15 protein-coding genes and 1 riboswitch are annotated in these 14,500 nt (G+C 66.3%); of the genes, 7 read left to right on the plus strand and 8 right to left on the minus strand.

Going from position 1 to position 14,500, the window contains the following annotated elements; genetic code table 11:
* Window positions 1–122 precede the first annotated feature (122 nt).
* The 4 genes from M2432_RS03430 to M2432_RS03445 all read left to right on the plus strand — a co-directional run bounded on the left by M2432_RS03430 (window position 123) and on the right by M2432_RS03445 (window position 3,456).
* Window positions 123–536, plus strand: a complete 414-nt coding sequence (locus M2432_RS03430) for a YccF domain-containing protein (RefSeq protein ID WP_280825364.1) — start codon at window positions 123–125, stop codon at window positions 534–536.
* On the plus strand, window positions 533–1,591 hold the full coding sequence (gene moaA, locus M2432_RS03435; protein WP_280825365.1) for a GTP 3',8-cyclase MoaA: 1,059 nt from the start codon (window positions 533–535) through the stop codon (window positions 1,589–1,591). The genes M2432_RS03430 and moaA overlap by 4 nt, the downstream gene beginning before the upstream one ends.
* 1 nt (window position 1,592) lies before the next feature.
* Complete coding sequence (locus M2432_RS03440) at window positions 1,593–1,853, plus strand: MoaD/ThiS family protein (protein ID WP_280825730.1); 261 nt, start codon at window positions 1,593–1,595, stop codon at window positions 1,851–1,853.
* A 242-nt stretch (window positions 1,854–2,095) separates the two neighbouring features.
* Window positions 2,096–2,270: riboswitch (cyclic di-AMP (ydaO/yuaA leader) on the plus strand.
* A gap of 7 nt (window positions 2,271–2,277) precedes the next feature.
* Window positions 2,278–3,456: a transglycosylase family protein gene (locus tag M2432_RS03445; RefSeq protein ID WP_280825366.1), complete on the plus strand. Its 1,179-nt coding sequence runs from the start codon at window positions 2,278–2,280 to the stop codon at window positions 3,454–3,456.
* 57 nt (window positions 3,457–3,513) lie between these two features.
* On the opposite strand, the gene M2432_RS03450 is transcribed toward M2432_RS03445, so the two are convergent.
* Genes M2432_RS03450 through M2432_RS03465 form a run of 4 tightly spaced genes read right to left on the minus strand, consistent with a single transcriptional unit; the run spans window position 3,514 to window position 5,064 of the window.
* Complete coding sequence (locus M2432_RS03450) at window positions 3,514–3,936, minus strand: molybdenum cofactor biosynthesis protein MoaE (protein WP_280825367.1); 423 nt, start codon at window positions 3,934–3,936, stop codon at window positions 3,514–3,516.
* The gene (locus tag M2432_RS03455; protein ID WP_280825368.1) at window positions 3,933–4,403 is read right to left on the minus strand and encodes a MogA/MoaB family molybdenum cofactor biosynthesis protein; all 471 of its coding nucleotides are present in this window, start codon (window positions 4,401–4,403) and stop codon (window positions 3,933–3,935) included. The genes M2432_RS03450 and M2432_RS03455 overlap by 4 nt, the downstream gene beginning before the upstream one ends.
* A gap of 2 nt (window positions 4,404–4,405) precedes the next feature.
* Window positions 4,406–4,933: a cyclic pyranopterin monophosphate synthase MoaC gene (gene moaC, locus M2432_RS03460; RefSeq protein WP_280825731.1), complete on the minus strand. Its 528-nt coding sequence runs from the start codon at window positions 4,931–4,933 to the stop codon at window positions 4,406–4,408.
* On the minus strand, window positions 4,873–5,064 hold the full coding sequence (locus M2432_RS03465) for a hypothetical protein (protein ID WP_280825369.1): 192 nt from the start codon (window positions 5,062–5,064) through the stop codon (window positions 4,873–4,875). Before M2432_RS03465 ends, moaC begins: the two co-directional genes overlap by 61 nt.
* Before the next feature lie 84 nt (window positions 5,065–5,148).
* Here M2432_RS03465 and M2432_RS03470 point away from each other — a divergent pair, with 84 nt between their 5' ends.
* Both M2432_RS03470 and M2432_RS03475 read left to right on the plus strand, forming a co-directional pair.
* Window positions 5,149–7,383 carry a helicase-associated domain-containing protein gene (locus M2432_RS03470; RefSeq protein ID WP_280825370.1) on the plus strand — a complete coding sequence of 745 codons (2,235 nt, stop codon included), beginning with the start codon at window positions 5,149–5,151 and terminating at the stop codon, window positions 7,381–7,383.
* A 128-nt stretch (window positions 7,384–7,511) separates the two neighbouring features.
* Window positions 7,512–9,161 (plus strand): DNA repair helicase XPB, encoded by a 1,650-nt coding sequence (locus M2432_RS03475; RefSeq protein WP_280825371.1) that lies wholly within the window; start codon window positions 7,512–7,514, stop codon window positions 9,159–9,161.
* On the opposite strand, the gene M2432_RS03480 is transcribed toward M2432_RS03475, so the two are convergent.
* Window positions 9,158–9,487, minus strand: coding sequence for a cupin domain-containing protein (locus tag M2432_RS03480; RefSeq protein WP_280825372.1), 330 nt, complete (start codon window positions 9,485–9,487; stop codon window positions 9,158–9,160). The genes M2432_RS03475 and M2432_RS03480 overlap by 4 nt on opposite strands.
* 148 nt (window positions 9,488–9,635) lie before the next feature.
* Here M2432_RS03480 and M2432_RS03485 point away from each other — a divergent pair, with 148 nt between their 5' ends.
* Entirely contained in the window at window positions 9,636–11,198 is a 1,563-nt protein-coding gene (locus tag M2432_RS03485; RefSeq protein WP_280825373.1) for an HNH endonuclease signature motif containing protein, read from the plus strand.
* A gap of 6 nt (window positions 11,199–11,204) precedes the next feature.
* On the opposite strand, the gene M2432_RS03490 is transcribed toward M2432_RS03485, so the two are convergent.
* From M2432_RS03490 to M2432_RS03500, 3 genes are read right to left on the minus strand one after another with little or no spacing between them, the layout of a single operon-like run.
* Entirely contained in the window at window positions 11,205–12,194 is a 990-nt protein-coding gene (locus M2432_RS03490; protein WP_280825374.1) for an LLM class F420-dependent oxidoreductase, read from the minus strand.
* Between the two features lie 59 nt (window positions 12,195–12,253).
* Complete coding sequence (locus tag M2432_RS03495) at window positions 12,254–13,480, minus strand: hypothetical protein (protein WP_280825375.1); 1,227 nt, start codon at window positions 13,478–13,480, stop codon at window positions 12,254–12,256.
* A 3-nt stretch (window positions 13,481–13,483) separates the two neighbouring features.
* Entirely contained in the window at window positions 13,484–14,500 is a 1,017-nt protein-coding gene (locus M2432_RS03500; RefSeq protein WP_280825376.1) for a VWA domain-containing protein, read from the minus strand.

The raw sequence follows: 14,500 nt of genomic DNA on the forward strand, positions 1-14,500 counted from the left end.
ACATGCGGTCACATAACGAAGCGCCCCACATGGGCAGGACGCGATGGGGTGATCTTACTCGGCCACCGATCCCGGCAGCATCCCTATTACTCGGTAGGCTGGAGACCCCTGTTGGAGGTGACATGCGACTGGTCCTGAATGTGATCTGGTTGGTGTTCGGCGGCCTGTGGCTGGCGTTGGGCTATTTCCTGGCCGCACTGATCTGTTTCCTGCTCATCATCACAATTCCGTTCGGTATCGCCTCGGCCCGCATCGGTATGTATGCACTGTGGCCGTTCGGCAAGACCGTCGTCGACAAGCCCGGTCCCCGACCGGGTGCCCTGATCGGCAACATCATCTGGGTCGTGGTGTGCGGCATCTGGTTGGTCATCGCTCACATCACCACCGCCATCGCCCAGGCCCTCACCATCGTGGGCATTCCGCTGGCGCTGGCGAATCTCAAACTGATTCCGGTGTCGCTGATGCCGCTGGGCAAGCAGATCGTGCCGGTGGATCAGGCCCACCCACAGCAGTCCTGGCAGTCCTGGCCGAGATGACACTCACCGCACTGGGCATCCCAAGCTCGGCACGCCCCGCTAGTCCGGCCCCCGAATCCGGGCCACTGATCGACACTCACGGCCGGGTGGCAACCGACCTGCGCGTCTCTCTGACCGACCGGTGCAATTTGCGCTGTACCTATTGCATGCCGGCCGAGGGCCTGGACTGGCTGCCGCGAGAGGACCTGCTGTCCCTCGATGAACTCACCCGCCTGCTGCGGCTGGCAGTGACCCGTCTCGGTATCACCGACGTGCGCTTCACCGGCGGCGAACCCCTGTTGTCCCCACACCTCGAAGATGCCGTCGCAGCCGCCGCCGCGTTGTCGCCTCGTCCCGGTATTGCATTGACCACCAACGGGATTGGCCTGGCCAAGCGAGCCGGCCCGTTGAAACGGGCCGGGCTGGACCGCGTCAACATCTCGCTGGACACCGTCGATCCGGACCACTTCGCCCACATCACGCGGCGGCACCGAATGACTGACGTTCTCGACGGCCTGGCCGCCGCCGCGCACGCCGGGCTGACGCCGGTGAAGGTCAACGCGGTGCTGGACCCTGACACCGGCCTCGACGACGCAGTCAGTCTGCTGCGGTTCTGTCTGAAGCACGGTTACCAGTTGCGGATCATCGAGCAGATGCCGCTGGATGCGGGCCATCAGTGGCAGCGTGGGCGGGCGCTGGACGCCGAGCAGATCCTCTCGACATTGCGCAGTGAGTTCACTCTGACGCCGGACCCGGCCCCTCGAGGCTCGGCGCCGGCCGAGCTGTGGCGGGTAGAAGGCGGCCATGACGATGCCACGGTCGGCATCATCGCGTCGGTGTCCGCAGCGTTCTGTGGAGCGTGTGACCGCACTCGGCTGACCGCCGACGGTCAGGTACGCAGCTGCCTGTTTGCTCAGCAGGAAACCGACCTGCGTGGGCTGATACGCAGCGGCGCTGAAGATGCCAAGTTAGAGGCGGCCTGGCGGGCCGCCATGTGGGCCAAGCCGGCCGGCCATGGCATCAACGCCCCGGGCTTCGTCCAGCCGGTCCGCCCGATGAGCGCGATCGGTGGGTGAATTGGCGACCGACATTGACGTCACTGTCCGTTATTTCGCGGCTGCGCAGGCCGCAACGGGAATCGAGACCGAAATGTTGCAGCTCCCGGCTGACACGACGGTCCGTGATCTGGTGCAGTTGATTGGTGCCCGCGGGGCAGGTGTGGCAAAAGTGCTTACACGCTGCTCGTTTCTTCGTGACGGCGTCGCCGTGCGAGACCTCGACGGGGCGTTGCTAACAAACCAAACCGTCGATGTGTTACCGCCTTTCGCCGGCGGATAGTTGTGATTTACATCACATCACAGATCTGTAACGGACTGGCTACAACCAAGTGGAGCCACGTTTGCACCTGCAGAAATGCCGAAATTTCCAGCGGGTTTAAAGGTTTCACAGAATTTGCCAGGCTCAGAAACGCCGAAACGCGTTAGAGATGACGTAACTGCAGCGAAGCTATACCGTCGTCAACCAAGCCATAGGCGACCCCATGGCCATCCGTATCTGAGACGCCTAGCTCCATCCATCAGATGCGGACGACGACAAACCCGTGGATGGAGGCGGGGGACCCAACCGGTCCCGCGAAATGTAGGACCAGGAGCCACCGGCTCCTTGGGGTGAAGCCGCCGTTCTTGTGACGGAGGCCGGGCAACCTCTCCAGCCCGAACCCGACAGCTGACCTCGTAGGCGTTGACGAGAGGACTGTTCCTTCATGAGTGGACGGCATCGCAAGCCCACTACTTCCAACGTCAGCGTCGTCAAGATCGCCCTTACCGGTGCGGTTTTGGGCGGCGGCAGCCTTGCCATGGCCGGTCAGGCCATGGCCGCGACCGACGGTGAGTGGGACCAGGTTGCCCGCTGCGAATCCGGCGGCAACTGGGCGATCAACACCGGCAACGGCTATCAGGGCGGCCTGCAGTTCTCTCCGGGCACCTGGAGCGCTCACGGTGGCGGGCAGTACGCCCCGGCCGCCAACATGGCCAGCAAGGACCAGCAGATCGCCGTCGCCGAGCGCGTGCTGGCCAGCCAGGGCCGCGGCGCCTGGCCGGTCTGCGGGCACGGCCTGTCTGGCTCGACCCCGCGCAACGCGGCAAACAACCCGGCGCCAGCCCAGACGATGGACAACTCGGACGTCAACGCCAAGCCTGCTGATGCCCCGGCTCCGGACGCCGCAGCGCCGATGGACGCCCCCGCTCCGCCTGCGCCAGCTGGCGACCAGGCACCCCCCGCCCCGATGGACGCCCCCGCGCCTCCGCCTTCCGCCGACGGCCCCGCGATCGTCAACGTGGCCAACAACGCTCCCCCTCCGGATGCTCCGGCCCCTGACGCTCCGCCGCCTGCTGCCGGCCCGACCGTCCAGCCCGCCGACTGGGACAGCAACAAGCCGGCACCCGCCGGCGACCAGCCCCAGCCGCAGGAATGGGCGCTGCACGTCGCTGCGCCGCAGGATGTTCCGGCGCCGCCCCCGGCCCCGGTCGCTGACCCGGCTCAGGCCCCTGCTCTCGCTCCCGGGGCCTCCATCGCAGCTGCGGCGCCCGCCGCCGCTGGCCTGCAGAGCCCGCCGGAAGGCGTCCCGCACCTCGCCAGCCCGGACAACCTGCCTCCGGGTTCGACCATGCAGCAGGACAACCCGAACTCCAACTCCAACATGAGCTACCTGAAGGAGCTCTGGCACGCCGTCCAGAACAAGGACATCTCGGGCCGCGATGCCCTGCTCGCGGTGGCCTCGCAGCGGTCCATGACCGAAGGCACTCCGGCCGGAAGCATCCCGGCTCCGCCGAACGCGCCGGTCGGAACCGGCGACGCGCCCGGCCCGGGTCCGCTCGCGCCGGCTCCGGCTGGCCCGGCTCCCGTTGCCCCGGTCCCGGCAGATGCCGCCCCGGCCAACTGACGCCAGACAAAGAGAACGGCCCCGACCATTGGTCGGGGCCGTTCTCTTTTCATTAGTTCAGGCCGAGCCGACCCATTCCTCGGTCCCATCGGCGAAAAACTGGTGCTTCCACACCGGTAGCCGCTCCTTGACCGTGTCAACCAGCAGCGCGCACGTCCGGAACGCCGCGGCGCGATGATCGGCCGACACCGAGGCAACCAGCGCGGCATCGCCGATCTGCAAGGCGCCGACGCGATGGCTGACCGCCAGTGCCCGAATGCCCTCACCCGCCGCGGCAACCTCCGCGGCGACCTCGGCCAGCACTGCGGCCGCAGACGGATGCGCCGAATACTCCAGGCGCGTCACCGAACGTCCACCGTCGTGGTCACGCACCACTCCGGCAAAGCTCACCACTGCGCCCGCGGCCCGATGATTGACCAGTGCCTCGTGTTCGCTGACGTCGAGTGTGGCTTCGCTGAGTTCGGCACGAAGGACGATCACCCGTGGTCCTTTCCGCTCAATTGGTCCAACGCGTGCTTCAGGACTTCGCCCAGCACCCCTAGACCGTCCTTCACGCCGCCCGTGGAGCCCGGCAGGTTGACAATCAGTGTTCGTCCGGCCACCCCGCATATGCCGCGGGAGAGCACCGATGTCGGTACCTTCGGCAACCCGGAACGTCGGATGGCGTCGGCCAGGCCCGGAATCTGGTAATCCAGCACCTGTTCGGTCATCTGTGGGGTGGCATCGGTGGGTGATATCCCGGTACCGCCGGAAGTGATCACCAGCGCCACCCCGTCGGCGACGGCACGCCGCAGCTCGGTGCCCACCGGCGCCCCGTCTGGCACCACGACGGGCGCGGGGACGTTGAACCCGCGCTCTTCCAGCCAGGCCACGATCAGCGGGCCGGTGCGGTCTTCATAAATGCCGGCAGAAGCGCGGGTGGAGGCTATGACGACGCGGGCCCTCATCGCTATCGCTCCCATGTGCCCGTCTTGCCACCCTCTTTGCGCAGCACCCGAACATCGTCGATACGGGCAGCCGGGTCGACGGCTTTGATCATGTCGTACAGCGTCAGCGCCGCCACGCTCACCGCAGTGAGCGCTTCCATCTCCACCCCGGTGCGGTCGGTGGTGCGCACGGTGGCGGTGATCCGAACTTCCGTGCCGACGACCTCGAAGGCCACCTCGACACCGGTCAGTGCCAGTTGGTGGCACAGCGGAATCAGGTCGCTGGTGCGCTTGGCGGCCATGATGCCGGCCACCCGCGCGGTTGCCAGGGCGTCACCTTTGGGCAGACCGCCAGTGCTGATGAGGTCGACGACGTCGGCACGGGTGTGCAGGACGCCTGCAGCAACTGCAATGCGCTTGGTGGCGTCCTTGGCGGTCACGTCGACCATGTGGGCCGCACCCGACTTGTCCAGGTGCGAAAGCTCCACGGCTACCTGTTGACGACGGTGACCGGGTGCGTGTACGGCAGCGTCTCCGCCGGCAAGGGAAATGTCAGCTCGCCGAACGGCGACAGCGCGCCGGTGCGGTCCGTTGCCAGCTCACTGACGGCGTGCTCGTCACCGGCTACTTCCGGCCAGCCGTTGTCGACGTAGTGCTTCTTGTTGTCAGCCACGGCTGCCATTGTGGCAGGCCGCAGGCGCGCTGGCGAGATCGGGCGTCCCGGACGCGAGGAGGAAAACAGCAGCTGCCTTTACCCTGGTCAACAATGACCGATGAATCCCCAGGTGTGCCGTTAGGCTCCTGGTTGGCCGACATGTCCGATGCGCAACTGGTCGAGTTGCTCTCGGTGCGGCCCGACCTCACCCAGCCGCCGCCGGCCACGCTGACGGCGCTTGCGGCTCGGGCGCAGTCCCGCCAATCGGTCAAAGCAGCGACTGACGACCTGGACTTTCTCCAGCTGACGGTGCTCGACGCACTGCTGGTGCTGCAGGCCGACACCATTGCCGTACCCACGGCCACCCTGTTCAAACTGTTGTCCGGCCGGGCCACCAAGAAGCTGGTGGCAGCGGCGCTGGACGAGTTGCGGTCCCGCGGTCTGGTATGGGGCAGCACCCAGGTGCGGGTGGTGGCCGAGGCGGTGTCCGGGCTGCCCTGGTACCCGGGGCAGGCGACGCTGGAAGAAGCCGATGCCGACGGCATCGCCGTGCGCCTGGCCGGCATCGACACCGCTCAGCGCGACCTGCTGGAGCGACTGGCAGACGGCTCCCCCGTCGGGCGCACCCGCGACGCGGCGCCGGACACCCCGGCCGATCGCCCGGTGCCCCGGTTGATCGCTGCCGGTCTGCTGCGCCGTATCGATGACGAGACGGTGATCCTGCCGCGGCTGGTCGGCCAGGTGCTGCGGGGGCAACCGCCGGGCCCGACGACGCTGACCCAGCCGGGGTCGGACACCCCCGCGTTGAGCGAACGCGACGTGGATGCGGCAGCCGCGGGGGCCGCCCTGGACATCATGCGCGATGTCGAGCTGGTCATCGAAACCCTTTCCACCACACCGATTCCCGAACTACGCAGTGGAGGCCTGGGGGTTCGGGACGCCAAGCGGCTGACAAAGATCACCGGCATCGCCGAGCAGCGCCTGGCCCTGATCCTCGAGGTGGCCTCGGCGGCCCAGTTGATCGCGTCGGGCATGCCGGATTCCGACGACTACGACGGGCCGCACTGGGCACCCACCGTGGCTGCCGACCGCTTCATCGAGTCCACCGCCGCGGCGCGCTGGTACCTGCTCGCTACCGCCTGGCTAGACCTGCTGTGCCGGCCGAGCTTGATAGGCAAACGCGGTCCGGACGGTAAACCCTATGCCGCACTGACCAATTCGCTGTACTCGTCGGCAGCCCCTCTGGACCGCCGACTGCTGTTGACAGTGCTCTCCGAACTGCCTCCCGGCGGCACAATGGACACCCGCACCGCCTCGGCGGCAATGACATGGCGCCGCCCCCGCTGGGCCGCCCGACTGCTGCCGGAACCCACCGACGAACTACTGACCGAGGCGCACGCGCTGGGCGTCGTCGGCCGCGGCGGGATCGCCGGGCCCATAAGGCTTTTGCTTGCTGAGGAGCCCGAGGAGAAGGTGGTTGCCGCGATGGCCGCCGCCCTGCCTGATCCGATCGATCACTTCTTATTGCAGGCCGACCTCACCGTGGTGGTGCCCGGCCCCCTGGAGCGGGATCTGGCCGACCAACTCACCGCCGTTGCCGACATCGAATCCGCTGGTGCTGCAACAGTTTACCGGATCAGCGAGCAGTCGGTGCGACGCGCGCTGGACGCCGGGAAGAGCGCCGGCGAGATTCACGCCCTATTCGCGCGTCATTCCAAAACGCCTGTGCCGCAGGGCCTCACCTACCTGATCGACGATGTGGCACGCCGCCATGGACAGCTACGGGTGGGCATGGCCTCGTCGTTCATCCGCTGCGAGGACCCCGCGCTGCTGGCCCAGGCGTTGGCCTCCCCGATGCTCGAGGCGGTGAGCCTGCGGGCTCTGGCCCCGACCGTGGCGGTGTCACCCGCGCCCATCTCCGGGGTTTTGGCTGCCCTGCGTTCCGCAGGCTTCGCGCCCGCGGCCGAGGACTGGTCGGGCACCATCGTCGACCTGCGCCCGCTCGGAGTGCGGGTGTCCACGCCACTGCACCGTCGCACGTTCCGGCATTCCACGGCGCCGAGCCTGCAGACCCTGGGCGCGATCATCGCGGTGCTCCGCCAGACCAACCGCGGCACCACCGGAGAACGCCTCGACCCGGCAACCGCGATCTCGCTGCTGACCAGCGCCGCGCTGGCCCAGCACTCGGTGGTGATCGGATACGTCGACGCCGCGGGCGTGGCGACACAGCGGGTGGTGGCGCCGGTGAACGTCCGCGGCGGCCAGTTGACCGCTTTTGACCCCGCCGCCGGACGGGTCCGTGAATTCGCGGTGCATCGGGTGACTTCTGTGGTGTCGGCGGAATAACTCGGGCTCTGGGGGCTGTTTCTTCACGCGGCTGGGGTAGCCCCAGCTCACGGTGGATACGGTGCACTTCGCTGAATCTGGATAATGGAGCGGATGGCCTTCAAGCAAGTAGCGGAGCAGGAACACGCATGACCGACGGACCCCTGATCGTCCAGTCTGACAAGACAGTGCTGCTTGAGGTGGACCACGAGCAGGCCGGTGCTGCGCGCGCGGCAATCGCGCCGTTCGCCGAACTGGAACGCGCCCCCGAGCACGTGCACACCTACCGGATCACCCCGCTGGCGCTGTGGAACGCCCGTGCCGCGGGCCACGACGCCGAGCAGGTGGTCGATGCACTGGTGTCGTTCTCCCGGTACGCGGTGCCCCAGCCGCTGCTGGTGGACATCGTCGACACGATCGGCCGCTATGGCCGACTTCAGTTGGTCAAGCACCCGGCACACGGCCTGACCCTGGTCAGCCTGGACCGTGCGGTGCTCGCGGAAGTGTTGCGCAACAAGAAGATCACCCCGATGCTGGGCGCCCAGATCGACGACGACACCGTGATCGTGCACCCTTCCGAGCGCGGCCGCGTCAAGCAGATGCTGCTCAAGATCGGTTGGCCTGCAGAGGATCTCGCCGGATACGTCAACGGTGAAGCGCACCCCATCGCGCTGCAGCAGGACGGCTGGGAACTGCGCGACTACCAGGAGATGGCCGCCGAGTCCTTCTGGGCGGGCGGGTCCGGCGTGGTGGTGCTGCCCTGCGGCGCCGGTAAGACGCTGGTCGGCGCCGCGGCGATGGCCAAAGCCGGGGCCACCACGTTGATCCTGGTCACCAATACCGTTGCCGGCCGGCAGTGGAAGCGTGAACTGATCGCGCGCACCTCGCTGACCGAGGAGGAGATCGGCGAATATTCGGGTGAGCGCAAGGAGATTCGACCGGTCACCATCGCCACCTATCAGGTGATCACGCGGCGCACCAAGGGCGAATACAAGCACCTGGAACTGTTCGACAGCCGGGACTGGGGGCTGATCATCTACGACGAGGTGCATCTGCTGCCTGCACCGGTGTTCCGGATGACGGCCGATCTGCAGTCACGTCGTCGACTTGGCTTGACCGCCACACTGATTCGTGAAGACGGCCGCGAGGGCGACGTGTTCTCGCTGATCGGGCCGAAGCGGTACGACGCGCCGTGGAAGGACATCGAGGCGCAGGGCTGGATCGCGCCGGCCGAATGCATCGAAGTCCGGGTCACCATGACCGACAACGAGCGGATGATGTACGCGACCGCCGAACCCGAAGAGCGCTACAAGCTGTGTTCGACGGCGCACACCAAGATCGCGGTGGTGAAGTCGATCCTGGCTCGTCACCCCGATGAGCCGACACTGGTGATCGGCGCCTACCTGGACCAACTGGAGGAACTGGGCGCCGAACTGGACGCGCCGATCATTCAGGGCTCCACCAAGAACGCCGAGCGCGAGCAGTTGTTCGACGCATTCCGGGCCGGCGAGATTCGCACCCTGGTGGTGTCCAAGGTGGCCAACTTCTCCATCGACCTACCGGAGGCCTCTGTGGCCGTTCAGGTTTCGGGCACCTTCGGTTCCCGCCAAGAAGAGGCCCAACGGTTGGGGCGGCTGCTAAGGCCCAAGGCTGACGGTGGCGGCGCGGTGTTCTACTCGGTGGTGTCCCGGGACAGCCTGGACGCCGAATACGCCGCGCACCGGCAGAGGTTCCTGGCCGAACAGGGCTACGGCTACGTCATCAAGGACGCTGACGACCTGCTGGGCCCGGCGATCTAACGCTTGACCACGGTCAGCAGCACCACCGCATCGGCGAGCGCTCGCAAGCTATGGCGGGTGGGCGGGATGATCAGGTGGTCGCCGGCCATGCCGTCCCAGCTGGCTTGTTCACTGACGAGCTGAACCCGCCCCTGCAGCACCTGCAGGGTGGCCTCGCCGGGACTCTCATGTTCGGACAACTCGCTGCCATCGACGAGGGCGATCAGCGTCTGCCGCAACGCGTGCTCGTGGCCGCCGTAGACGGTATGCGCACTGCGCCCGCCGCCGGACTTCTTTGCGCTTACCAGTTGTTCGCGGGCGAGAGCAGTCAGCGAAATCTTCTCCATGACATGAACTATCCGCCAGAGCGGACGGTGTTGGGGGCGGATTTGGTCAATGGCAGACAACCGGATTCGCCGAAGGCCGAGGCTGAGGGAACACGATTCTGCGAACTTGCTGTGGATTTTGTCGGATCACCGAGCTACACTCGAACACATGTTCGACACAGTCGAAAGTCTTGGCGGGGTTGATGATTCAGCCCTGATCGACGCGATCATCACGGGCGAACGCGCGGAGGCGATGGCCGCATCGACTCGGTTGACCGCGATGGGCGAATTGGTGGCCCGCCGCTGCGGCAATCAAGGCGAGCGCGAGCGCTGGGCCTGTGACGGTTGGGATGCTGCGGCCGCCGAAATCGGGGCTGCGTTGAACATCGGGCGACGGGCGGCATCCCGGGACATGCACATCGCGATGGCATTGCGCGAACGGCACCCGAAAATCGCTGCTCTGCTGGCCGCCGGGGACATTCCCATCGGGCTGGTCGAGACGATCTGCTGGCACACCACCTTGGTGAGCGAACCGGACACCATGGCCCTTATCGACACTGCCCTGGCCGGGGCTTTGAACGGGTGGGGCCGGCTGTCTGGTCCCAAGCTCATGGGGCTGATCGACGGCTGGGTCGAGAAATTCGACCCCGCCGCGGTGCGCCGCACCCGCAACAGGGCCCGGGCCCGCACTGTCGAACTCGGCAAGCCTGAAGACAGGTCCGGGGTGGCCTCGATCTGGGGTGCACTGCTGGCCACCGACGCCGCCCTGCTTGATGCGCGGCTGTCGGCCATGGCCAGCCAGGTGTGCCACGATGATCCCCGCACCGTCGGGCAGCGCCGCTCTGATGCGCTCGGGACGCTGGCTGCCGGGTCCCTGCAATTGGCGTGCCTGTGCGGCACCACGGACTGCCCAGCCACAATCGATGATGCCCGCGCCGCCGCGGTCACTGTGCATGTCCTGGCTCAAACCGTCCCTGCGCCCGCAGACTCACCGGCAGATCCGATGATCAACGGACCTCACCATCAAGCCCTGACTCCCGAACCCCAACCACCGGCCACTACTGAACAGGCTGCGGTCGGATACGTGCTGGGCGGCATGTTGATGCCTGCGATCCTGTTCGCCGATCTGATCTCCCGCGGCGCCAAAGTGCACACCGTCACCAGCATCGAAAGCCTCACCGGTAAGAGCGGCTATCGACCCACCGCGCGACTTGACGAGTTCGTCCGGATGCGGGATATGACCTGCATGTTCCCCGGCTGCGACCACCCCGCCGTCACGTGCGACATCGACCACACCATCCCGTGGCCGAGCGGACCCACCCACCCGGCCAACTTGAGTCCAAAGTGCCGAAAACACCACTTGCTCAAGACATTCTGGACGGGTCCCGGCGGCTGGCGTGACCGACAGCTACCCGACGGCTCGATCGTGTGGACAGCACCGACCGGACACAGCTACATCAGCGTGCCCGGCAGCCGAATCCTGTTCCCCGACCACGCCATCACCACACCACTACCGACAACTGACACGCGCGACCTGGACATCCCCGACGCTCCGGGCCGGGGCCTGATGATGCCCACCCGTCGCAAGACCCGCACCCAAGACCACGCGCGTCGCATCGCCTATGAACGCACACTCAACGAACAAGAACTCGCCGATGCCGGCTCCGAGCCCGAAAAGCCCAGCACTCCAAGGCAACCGGCACCAGCAATTGACGACCCACCACCCTTCTGAGTGGCGCTAGCTCAGCGCGGGGATGACCTCGCGTTCGAACGCCTCGATCCCGGACGTGTCGTAGGCCGCCTCTGGGAAGTAGATGATCGCGTACTCACAACCCAGGTCGCGAATCTGCCGCAGCTTCTCGATGACCTGATCTGTTGTGCCAGTGGGCGAATCAGGCGAAGTCAACGTCTTGAGCATCGCGGCGACCGCATTCTCGTCGGCCACCGCGACCTGCCGCTCTTTGATCCGCGCGATACGGGCCTGCACGTCAGCGTCGGACTCGCCCACGATGACGTTGAAGTTCGCCGACCGCACAATGGCGTCGTAGTCGGTTCCCAGGTCGCGGCAATGCTCCTCCAGCACTTGCGATTTATGCGCAAATCCCGCCGCCTCGGAGGTGAAGTTGGTGTACTGCGCGTACTTGGCCGCGATGCGCAACGTCACCTTTTCGCCACCACCGGCGATCCACATTGGAATCCCGTTGTCCTGCAGCGGCTTCGGCTGGACGATCGCGCCGTCGACCTGATAGTACTTGCCGTCGAAACTCACCGAGCCATCGCGCCAGGCGTCGCGCATGATCTGCACGCCCTCGTCCAACCGGCCAAGTCGCACCCCGGCTGATGGGAAGCCGTAACCGTAAGCGCGCCATTCATGTTCGTACCAGCCGCCGCCGATGCCCATCTGCACCCGGCCACCGGAGATCACGTCAACCGTCGCAGCTACCTTGGCCAGATAGACCGGATTTCGGTAGCTCATGGCCGTACACATCTGCCCCAGCTTGATCCGCGAGGTGCTGGCCGCGTAGGCCGACATCAACGACCATGCCTCATGGGTCGCCTCGGCGGTTGGCAACGGCACAGTGTGGAAGTGGTCGTACACCCACAGCGAGTCCCACGCTCCGGCGTCGGCATGCGCCGCCAGATCACGCATCACGTGCCAATGCTGTTGCGGCGGAATTCCCACCAGATCCAAACGCCAGCCTTGTGGGATGAACATTCCGAAGCGCATGCGACCACCCTATGACGAGGGCACCATCCGGCGGCGGCTAATGGGTGCGCAGACCGGGATTAGGGGGCCAGCAGCATTTTGTACTGCGCGGCCGTCTCCTGCCGTGCGCCCGTCGGATTCGGATCCTGCACCGCGATGACCAAGTTGTTCAACGCCGCAAAGCAGTAGTACATCGAGTCGTCGGCCGACGGATTGCGTTCGGACTGCACGCATTGACTACCTGGCATGAAGTCGACGGCATTGGCCGGATGCGCCGACACCTCGGTGGTGGCCGTCACCGCAGCAAGATCACTGACCAACTTGCTGGCACCCGCGGCGTCGCGCACGCGATAGATGGTGGTCTGGTTGAACGTCATCGCCTGCAGGCCCGCCGCCGTGAACGCCGGCTCCATCTGGGCCGGGTCGTCCTGCAGGTGCAGTGCGGCGCGGGGAAGGTACGTGCCGATCTTCGGATCGTGGGGCTTGATGCCCGGCGGGTCCGGGTAGGTCGGCGCGGACATGGTGTGGGACAGCAGGCCCGACGGATCCACCGGCAATGACGCGAACTGAGCGGGATCGGTCGGGACGAACTGGTCGATACGAGGCTGCTGGGCGTCCAGGGTGGCGCCGACGGCAGCGGCCGCCTGGTCCTGTTGCGGTGCGTACACCAACTGGCACAGCACGTAGGAGCCGTGTGGGGTAAAGGAATACACTGTCACCGGCTGATCGGGGCTGGTGTTCAGGTTGTAGCTGTAGGTGTTCGCCTGGGCGTCGGGATGGCCGGGGATGGGCACCGCATGGTCGAGGGTCGGCGACAGGGCCAGTACTGCCTGCGACAGGTCAGCTGCGGCCGCGGATGCCGACGCCGAATCCGCAAACCGCAGAACCGCGTTCATCAATCGCCATTGCGAAGGGTCTTGCCGGTCCGAGGAGAACCCGTAGATCAGGTTGTGCGACTTGACCGTATTGGCCACCGGGATCGGCAGCACCAGTCCGAGAGACGTGGCGTCGGAGATCACCATGGCGCGCGACGGGCTGGGCAGCACCATCCGCGGGTCGACCTCCCACGGCCCGACGACGTAGTCGGCCATCCGCCGCGCGTCGATCAGCGCCCCGGTCAATGGCGCTCCAGCAGTGCCCAGTGGACCCATCGGCTTTACCGGAAAGTTCCCGCTACCAAGCAGATTCACCTCGACGGCGCCCGGAGACGGCCCGCCCGCGGGCTTTTCGGCTTTGCCTGATTCGTTGTGGGCGCATCCGGCCAGCACCAGAACCGAGGCCGCGATCACGAGAAGCCGGCGGGTCATGGGTCAGCCCGGCAGTCTGTTGTTGATTCGCACGCCGGCGAACAGCGCGCACACCAAGACCAGGAACCCGATACGGGTCCAACTGCCGCTGGCATCACCGCGGATGGTCTGGTAGCCGATCTGCTGCTGCAGGTTGGCGTAGACACCGCTCAACTCGTCGAGGCTCTCGGCACGGAAGGCCTGTCCCCCGGTGATCTTGGAAATCTTCTGCAGAATATCGGGATCCGGCGGCACCGGGACTTCCTGGCCATCGTAGTTGATGATGCCGTCCGGGGTACCGAAGGCGATGGTCGAGATCTCCACGCCCTGGTCTTTGGCGGCGCGGGCGGCGGTCAGGGCACCGCGCGGGTCATTCGGGTCGGCAGGCACGGTCTCTTTACCGTCAGACATCAGCACCATGCGAGCCGGCGGCGGGCCATCGCCACCGCCCATCACCGCGCCCAGGGTGGCGATGGCCTGCAACGCGGTGAAGATGCCTTCACCGGTGGCGGTACGCGGCGAAGGCTGCAACGTTTCGATGGTCTTGACGACGACGTCGTGGTCACTTGTCGGGGCGACCAGCATGGTCGCGCTGCCGGAGAATTCAACCAACCCAACGCTGATTCCCGGGGTCAGTCCACGGACGAACACCTGGCCGGCACTCTTGGCCGCCTCGATACGGCTGGGTGCGACGTCGGTGGCGATCATGGATTCAGACACGTCGATGACCAGCATGACCACGGCGCGGTTACGCGGGATTCGAATGTCGTGCGTCGGTCCAGCCATGGCGGTGGTCAGCAGAACCAGCGACGTGATCAGCAGGATGATCGGCAGGTTTCGCCATCGAGACTGCTGCTTGGGCCGGGCGGCGACCACCTGCTCCAGCAGTTCGGTGTTGGCGAACCGCAGCACTCGCTTGCGTCGGGCCCGGCGCAGCAGCAAATACGCAACGACGGCGGCAACCACCGCCACCAGGAACACGAAGAACCAGGCGCTGGTAAACCCGGACAGGGTCAGCGGCCCGACGAAAGGGATGTCCAT

Source organism: Mycobacterium sp. OTB74 (assembly GCF_029892685.1).
In the GTDB taxonomy this organism is placed as follows: Bacteria; Actinomycetota; Actinomycetes; order Mycobacteriales; family Mycobacteriaceae; genus Mycobacterium.